Raw genomic sequence first — 6,829 nt, 5'->3', positions numbered from 1 at the left:
GGGGGGGGGGGCGGCAAACGCTGCGCCCGCAACCCCCCACACCCCGGCCCTCTCCCCTGAAGGGGAGAGGGAGCAGTTGGCCGATCAGGCCGAACTCGCCGCGCGTCTTTGCAAGGCTGATCTCGTCACCGAAATGGTCGGTGAATTCCCCGAACTCCAGGGCCTCATGGGCGGCTACTACGCCCGCGCCGAAGGCCTCCCCGACGCCGTAGCCGACGCCATCCGCGATCACTACAAACCGGTAGGGCAGGGCGATGACGTTCCAACCGCGCCGGTAACGGTGGCCGTGGCGCTGGCGGATAAACTGGATACGTTAATTTCTTTCTTTGCTGCGGGAATGCCACCTTCTGGCTCAAAAGACCCTTTCGCGTTACGCAGATCAGCAATCGGTATTCTCAGCCTTGTTCAAGCTAATTCTTTGCGCCTATCGGTCTCTCGCGTCGTTTTCCATACGTTCGATTTAGTGAGGGGAACCTACCTAAATGCTCAAATGGTGGCCGAGTTAAGCAAACTTCGTGGTAAGAACATCAAAGGTTGCCAAGAGCATCTTGGGCGTTTGATGGTTAGCATTATGCACGGTTTTAATCCAAATCGCCCAATGAACGAAGTTGAGGTGGGCGCTGGAGAGGCACTAGCAATACAAGTGCTAGACTTCTTCGCCGACCGCCTCAAAGTCCAGCAACGCGAAGCAGGCGTTCGCCACGATCTGATCGACGCCGTATTCGCGCTCGGCGGTGAGGATGATCTCGTCCGCCTGCTCGCGCGCGTTCACGCGCTGCAAGCTTTCGTGACCACCGAAGACGGCACCAACCTTTTGGCCGGGTACAAGCGCGCGGCGAATATCCTCAAGAAGGAGGAGTTCACGCCGGTGGATGCGGATTATACCCGCGAACCTGCCGAACAGGCGCTGATCGATGCGCTGAATGCCGCAGAACCGCAGGCGGAATCGGCTATCGCAGCCGAGGACTTCACCGCCGCGATGGCCGCGCTCGCCAGTTTGCGCGCGCCGATTGATGCCTTCTTTGAAGCGGTGATGATCAATGATCCCGACGCGGCCAAAAGGGCAAGCCGGCTTACGCTGCTTGATCGTTTTCGTGTTGCGGTGCACAAAGTAGCGGACTTTTCATACATTGAAGGTTAAGTAGCTTCCGAAGATCGGGGTTAACCGGTCGGGAAAGACAAAAAACGCAAGGGGCATCGTTACCGCATGAGCGCATACGTATTCCATTTCGGCGGTGGCGCCGTGTCGTCCGACGCGCGCGCCAAGGACAAGACCATTGTGGGCGGCAAGGGTTCGAACCTTGCCGAAATGGCTGGCATCGGCCTGCCGGTGCCTCCGGGCTTTACGATCACCACCGAAGTTTGCACGGCCTACAACGCGAACGGCAAAACCTTTGACGATGCGCTGCGCGCAGGCGTGGCCGATGGCGTGAAACATGTCGAAGCCGCCACGGGCCGTGTGTTTGGCGATCCTGTGAACCCGCTTCTGGTTTCGGTGCGCTCGGGCGCGCGCGTCTCGATGCCGGGCATGATGGACACTGTGCTCAACCTTGGTCTGAATGACCTGACGGTTGAAGGCTTGGCCGCCGGATCGGGCGATCCGCGCTTTGCGTGGGACAGCTATCGCCGCTTCATCCAGATGTATTCCGACGTGGTGTTGGGGCTTGACCATCACCGCTTTGAAGATGCGCTTGAAATCGTCAAGGAAGACAACGGCTTCTTCAACGATGTTGAACTTGGTGCTGAGCATTGGCAGGCGCTGGTCGGCGAATACAAGGCCATCGTAGCAGAACAGCTTGGCCGCCCGTTCCCGCAAGATGTGCATGAACAATTGTGGGGTGCCATCGGCGCGGTGTTCGATTCATGGGAATCGGACCGCGCAAAGGTCTATCGCCGCCTGAACGATATTCCCGCCGATTGGGGCACCGCTGTCAACGTGCAAGCCATGGTTTTCGGCAACATGGGCGAAACGTCGGCCACCGGTGTTGCCTTCACCCGCGATCCCGCCACGGGCGAGCGCGCCTATTACGGCGAATGGCTGGTCAACGCGCAGGGCGAGGATGTTGTCGCAGGCATCCGCACGCCGCAGTACCTGACCAAAGCCGCACGCGAACGCGCCGCCGCCAAGCCGCTGTCGATGGAAGAGGCGATGCCCGACGCTTACGCCGAACTGGCCGCCGTGTTTGACCTGCTCGAAAAGCATTACACCGATATGCAGGACATCGAGTTCACGGTGGAGCAGGGTAAGCTGTGGATGCTGCAAACCCGTTCGGGCAAGCGCACCGCCAAGGCCGCGCTGAAAATGGCAGTCGACATGGTGGGCGAAGGCCTTATCGATGAAGCCACCGCGATCCGCCGGATTGATCCGATGGCGCTTGACCAATTGCTTCACCCGACGCTCGATCCCAAGGCTGCGCGCGATGTGTTGACGCGGGGCCTGCCGGCTTCTCCGGGCGCGGCATCGGGCGCGGTGGTGTTTGATGCCGATACCGCGCAACTGCTTGCCGAACGCGGCGATGCGGTGATCCTCGTGCGGGTTGAGACTTCGCCCGAAGACATCCACGGCATGCACGCAGCACGCGGTATCCTGACGGCGCGTGGCGGCATGACATCACACGCGGCGGTGGTTGCGCGTGGCATGGGCCGCCCTTGCGTTTCGGGCGCTTCGGCATTGTCGATCGACATGAATGCCCGCACCGCGCGCATCGGCAATCGTGAAATCAAGGAAGGTGACGTGATCACCCTTGATGGATCGAACGGTGATGTGATGGCGGGTAAAGTCGCCACGGTGGAACCCGAACTCGTCGGCGATTTCGGTACACTGATGGTGTGGGCCGACAAGCACCGCCGCATGAAAGTGCGCACCAACGCCGAAACGCCGCTCGATTGCCAGGTCGCGCGCCAGTTCGGTGCCGAAGGCATCGGCCTGTGCCGGACCGAGCACATGTTCTTCGAAGCGGGCCGCATTTCGGCGGTGCGCCAGATGATTCTGGCCGAAGACGAAGCCGGTCGCCGCAAGGCCTTGGCCAAGCTGCTGCCCGAACAGCGCAGCGATTTCCAATCGATTTTCGAGGTGATGGCCGGCCTGCCTGTCACGATCCGTCTGCTCGACCCGCCGCTGCATGAATTCCTGCCGCATGGCGATGCCGAATTCGCCGATCTGGCACAAGTGACCGGGCTTGGTGTTGAGCACTTGAAGCGCCGTGCAGGTGAACTCCATGAATTCAACCCGATGCTTGGCCATCGCGGCTGCCGATTGGGCATCACCTTCCCTGAAATCTACGAGATGCAGGCGCGGGCCATCTTTGAAGCAGCGTGCGACGTTGCCGAACAGTCTGGCGATGCGCCGATCCCCGAAGTGATGATCCCGCTCGTTGCCACGCGCAAGGAGCTGGAAATCTTGCGTGCGTTGGTTGACCGGGTTGCGCTCGAAGTCTTCGCCGAAAAGGGCCGAACGCTCGAATACATGGTCGGCACCATGATCGAACTGCCACGTGCGGCGCTGATGGCCGGTGAGATTGCCGAAGAAGCCAAGTTCTTCTCGTTTGGCACCAACGATCTGACCCAGACCACGCTGGGCGTAAGCCGTGACGATGCCGCGCGCTTCCTGAACCCTTATGTGGAACAGGGCATCTACCCTCGCGATCCGTTTGTCAGCCTTGATATCGAAGGCGTTGGCCAATTGGTGGAACTCGCCGCTGAACGTGGTCGCAAGACCCGGCCTGATCTGAAGCTGGGCATCTGCGGCGAACATGGCGGTGATCCGGCCTCGATCGCGTTCTGCGAAAAGACCGGCCTCGATTATGTCTCTGCCAGCCCATATCGCGTTCCCATTGCCAGGCTGGCCGCAGCGCAAGCGGCTTTGGGGTAACGGCGGGCGCACAAGGCCTGGGAAGAATAAGTAAGTGAATAATAGGGACAGTCCCTATTATAAAAATTTGGGTGGGCGAAGCGGTTTTGCCCACCCGCTGAGCGTTAGCACTTCAAAGCGTTCGGTCACTTTGCCATCGGCATCTGCGCGGGCTGCAAAAGCGGCTTTTGCCCGGGTAAAAGCAGGTTTGCTCAAAGGCTCGCCCGATCTGGCAAGGCAATTGCCGAGGCCTTGTGCGCGCAGATCACCGATCAAGCGCTCGAACGAACTGAAGCGTACATCGATGTGGTGGTGATCAATCACCGGATCGGCAAAGCCGCAGCGTTGGAGCAGTTGTCCGCCCGCACGCACATCCACTTGCGGGTGAATGCGTGGAGAAGGTCGGTCGGCGTCTGCCTCCAGCATGATGGCGCGCAAGGCGGGCAGTGATCCCGCACCCATGAAGCAGGCAATCATCAAGCCGCCATCGGCCAGCGCGCGACGCAGGTGCACCAAAGCGCCGGGAAGGTCATTGAGCGTATCGAGCGTGCCGAGGCTGGCGATGAAATCGAAGCCTTCGGTTACAGGAAGCGGCGCTTCTTCATCGATCAACAGCGGATCACGCTTTTCAGTTGTAACGTTTTGGGCACCCAACGCCGTGGCCACCGCGCCGGTCCAGTCACCGATCAGAAGCGCGCGCTTTGGTTCGTGGCGCAGGAACGATAGCCGGTCTAGCACATCATCGGCCATGTCATCGGCGATATAGCGCGGGGCATCGGGAGCCGTTTGCAGGTGCGCCATGCGGCGGCGAACGGCTTTCCGCCGATTTGGTGCGAAAATAGTAGGGGGCGAAGTGGCCATTTGCGGGCTTTGCCCGTCTGCGCTGCTCTTGCCAAGTGCTTCGGCAGGCAAGACAGTAAAGGCCATGACGCGCCTTGCCGCTCTTATGCCGGTTATCGATTTCGTGTTCCCGCCACGCTGCCCGCTATGCGGGATGCCGGTGGCGGAGCATGGCGGCCTGTGTCTGGAATGCTGGGGCAAGTTGGCCGTGCCAACGGGGACGTGTTGCAGTCTGTGTCAGCGACCTTTGGGTGAGGGGCTTGATGCAGCGTCGGACCTGGTTTGCGCCCCTTGTATGGCAGAACCGCCGCGCCACGCAGGGATTGCAGCAGCTACGCTCTATAATGACACTTCGCGCGCGCTGGTGCTTGCGCTGAAGCATGGGCGGCGCATCGGTCTGGCACCGATGATGGCGCGTATGATGGCTCCGCGCTTGCCTATGCTGGCGGGCGAATGGCTGTTGGTTCCCGTGCCGCTGCACCGCTGGCGAATCTGGAAGCGCGGGTACAATCAGTCAGCTTTGCTGGCAGGCGAACTTGCCAAGGCGACGGGGCAGAGACTTTTGGTTGATGGCTTGGTCCGCACCAAGGCTACGCCATCGCTGGGCGGACTGAATCGCAAGGCGCGCGCTCGGACTCTTTCAGGAGCGATTGCGCCAAATCCCGGGCGGTTGGGGGCGCTGAAAGGGGCCAATGTTTGGCTGGTTGATGATGTGATGACGAGTGGGGCTACAACCAACGCGTGCATTATTGCGTTGCGCAAGGCGGGGGTGGCGCAAGTCCGGATCGCATGTTTTGCGCGTGTGCTGGATGAGGCGCTGGATTCGATCCGGAAACCGCAAGATATCAAAGCCTAGGCCAATAAGAAACGCCCGGAACATCAAGCTCCGGGCGTCCTTCGTGACGAATTTCTGCGGGCGTTCGCGTAGTCCGCGATACGGTGGCCCCCTGACCAACCCGCCTGTCCCCTCAATGTCTGATTGGCAAACCGCGCGGCCGATATAGGCCTGCTGCGAAAGTTGCCAATCGGCCCCTCACGTAAATCCCTGAACATTGGCGTTTCTGGCGCTCGCTTTTCTGGCCAAGTCTTGCGGCGTCCAGTCTGCGATTCCCTCAAACCGCAGGAACTTAATCGTTCATTCATGCCTTGGGTGAAAGTCGATTATGTCGCAAACGTGGATTTTACCGTACTATTGTGGTTATCGTGCAACAAGTCCCGCCATGATATTGCAGGCAAGAAAGGCCGTTATCCCTTTGACTAGCGCAGACCAAACCGCCCTACGTGAACACGGCACTGAATTCATGCCCAAATTTGATGCCAATGGATTGCTGACGGCGGTTGCCATCGATCACCGTACGGGTGCCTTGTTGATGCTGGCGCATATGGATGCAGAAGCTATCGCAAAAACGCGGGAAACCGGCTTTGCGCATTTCCATTCGCGATCACGCGGACGGCTCTGGATGAAGGGTGAAAGCTCGGGTCATGTCCTCAAGATTATCGAGATCCGCGTTGATTGCGATCAGGATGCGCTGGAGCTGCGGGTCGAACCTGCCGGACCTGCCTGCCATACGCTTGCGCCGACTTGCTTTTATCGCAGGATTGATGACGAAGGATTGCTGCAACGCGTGATAGATTGACGCTTACGTAAAGGTTAGTTAGCGTGATGGCATGTCAGACCAACATGCCACCGCGACTCGTGATCACACCGGGCACCTTGAACAGCCCGATGCCCTGAAGCGCGATCAATTCACCATATCGGACTTGTCGAACGAGTTCGGCGTCACCGCTCGTGCTTTGCGCTTTTACGAAGACGAGGGGCTAATCGCACCAACGCGCGCCGGGCTTTCCCGGATTTACTCCAAGCGCGATCGTGCTCGTTTGGCGTGGATCATGCGCGCCAAGAACGTCGGCTTCAGCCTCGCTGAAATTCGCGACATGATCGACTTGTATGATGTCGATGATGGCCGCGCCGAACAGCGCCGCGTTACAATAGCCAAATGTCGTGAGCGGATTGAGCAACTGCGCCGCCAGCAAGCCGATATTGCGGCCACGGTTGATGAACTCACCAGCTTTGTCGAACTCGTCATGCAAAAAGAACGGTCGGAAGGCCGCGATCCTGCTTCAAGCTTTTAAGGGATA

At 59.6% G+C, this 6,829-nt stretch carries 6 protein-coding genes; 5 read left to right on the top strand and 1 reads right to left on the bottom strand.

The genetic code is table 11. The features are described from left to right. Together glyS and ppdK are read left to right on the top strand one after the other, a co-directional pair. Positions 1 to 1,141: glycine--tRNA ligase subunit beta (gene glyS, locus IP81_RS13700; protein WP_157573204.1), on the top strand; the 1,141-nt coding region annotated here is incomplete at its 5' end. Positions 1,142 to 1,207: 66 nt separating this feature from the next. Then, positions 1,208 to 3,871, top strand: coding sequence for a pyruvate, phosphate dikinase (gene ppdK, locus IP81_RS13695; protein ID WP_054108515.1), 2,664 nt, complete (start codon positions 1,208 to 1,210; stop codon positions 3,869 to 3,871). A 57-nt stretch (positions 3,872 to 3,928) separates the two neighbouring features. On the opposite strand, the gene IP81_RS13690 is transcribed toward ppdK, so the two are convergent. After that, positions 3,929 to 4,711, bottom strand: a complete 783-nt coding sequence (locus IP81_RS13690; RefSeq protein WP_054108576.1) for a methyltransferase domain-containing protein — start codon at positions 4,709 to 4,711, stop codon at positions 3,929 to 3,931. Positions 4,712 to 4,775: 64 nt separating this feature from the next. On the opposite strand from IP81_RS13690, the gene IP81_RS13685 reads away from it, so the two are divergent. The 3 genes from IP81_RS13685 (at position 4,776) to IP81_RS13675 (ending at position 6,823) form a co-directional block, all read left to right on the top strand. After that, positions 4,776 to 5,546 (top strand): ComF family protein, encoded by a 771-nt coding sequence (locus IP81_RS13685; RefSeq protein ID WP_054108514.1) that lies wholly within the window; start codon positions 4,776 to 4,778, stop codon positions 5,544 to 5,546. 445 nt (positions 5,547 to 5,991) lie between these two features. Further along, a complete protein-coding gene (gene hisI, locus IP81_RS13680; protein WP_054108575.1) occupies positions 5,992 to 6,327 on the top strand; it encodes a phosphoribosyl-AMP cyclohydrolase in 336 nt (111 codons plus the stop codon). A gap of 31 nt (positions 6,328 to 6,358) precedes the next feature. Continuing rightward, complete coding sequence (locus IP81_RS13675) at positions 6,359 to 6,823, top strand: MerR family DNA-binding transcriptional regulator (RefSeq protein WP_054108513.1); 465 nt, start codon at positions 6,359 to 6,361, stop codon at positions 6,821 to 6,823. Positions 6,824 to 6,829: the final 6 nt, after the last annotated feature.

This window comes from Novosphingobium sp. AAP83 (assembly GCF_001295795.1).
Taxonomy (GTDB): domain Bacteria; phylum Pseudomonadota; class Alphaproteobacteria; order Sphingomonadales; family Sphingomonadaceae; genus Novosphingobium.
The sequence above is the reverse complement of the archived record's forward strand: the minus strand, read 5'-3'. Positions and strand labels throughout refer to the sequence as shown.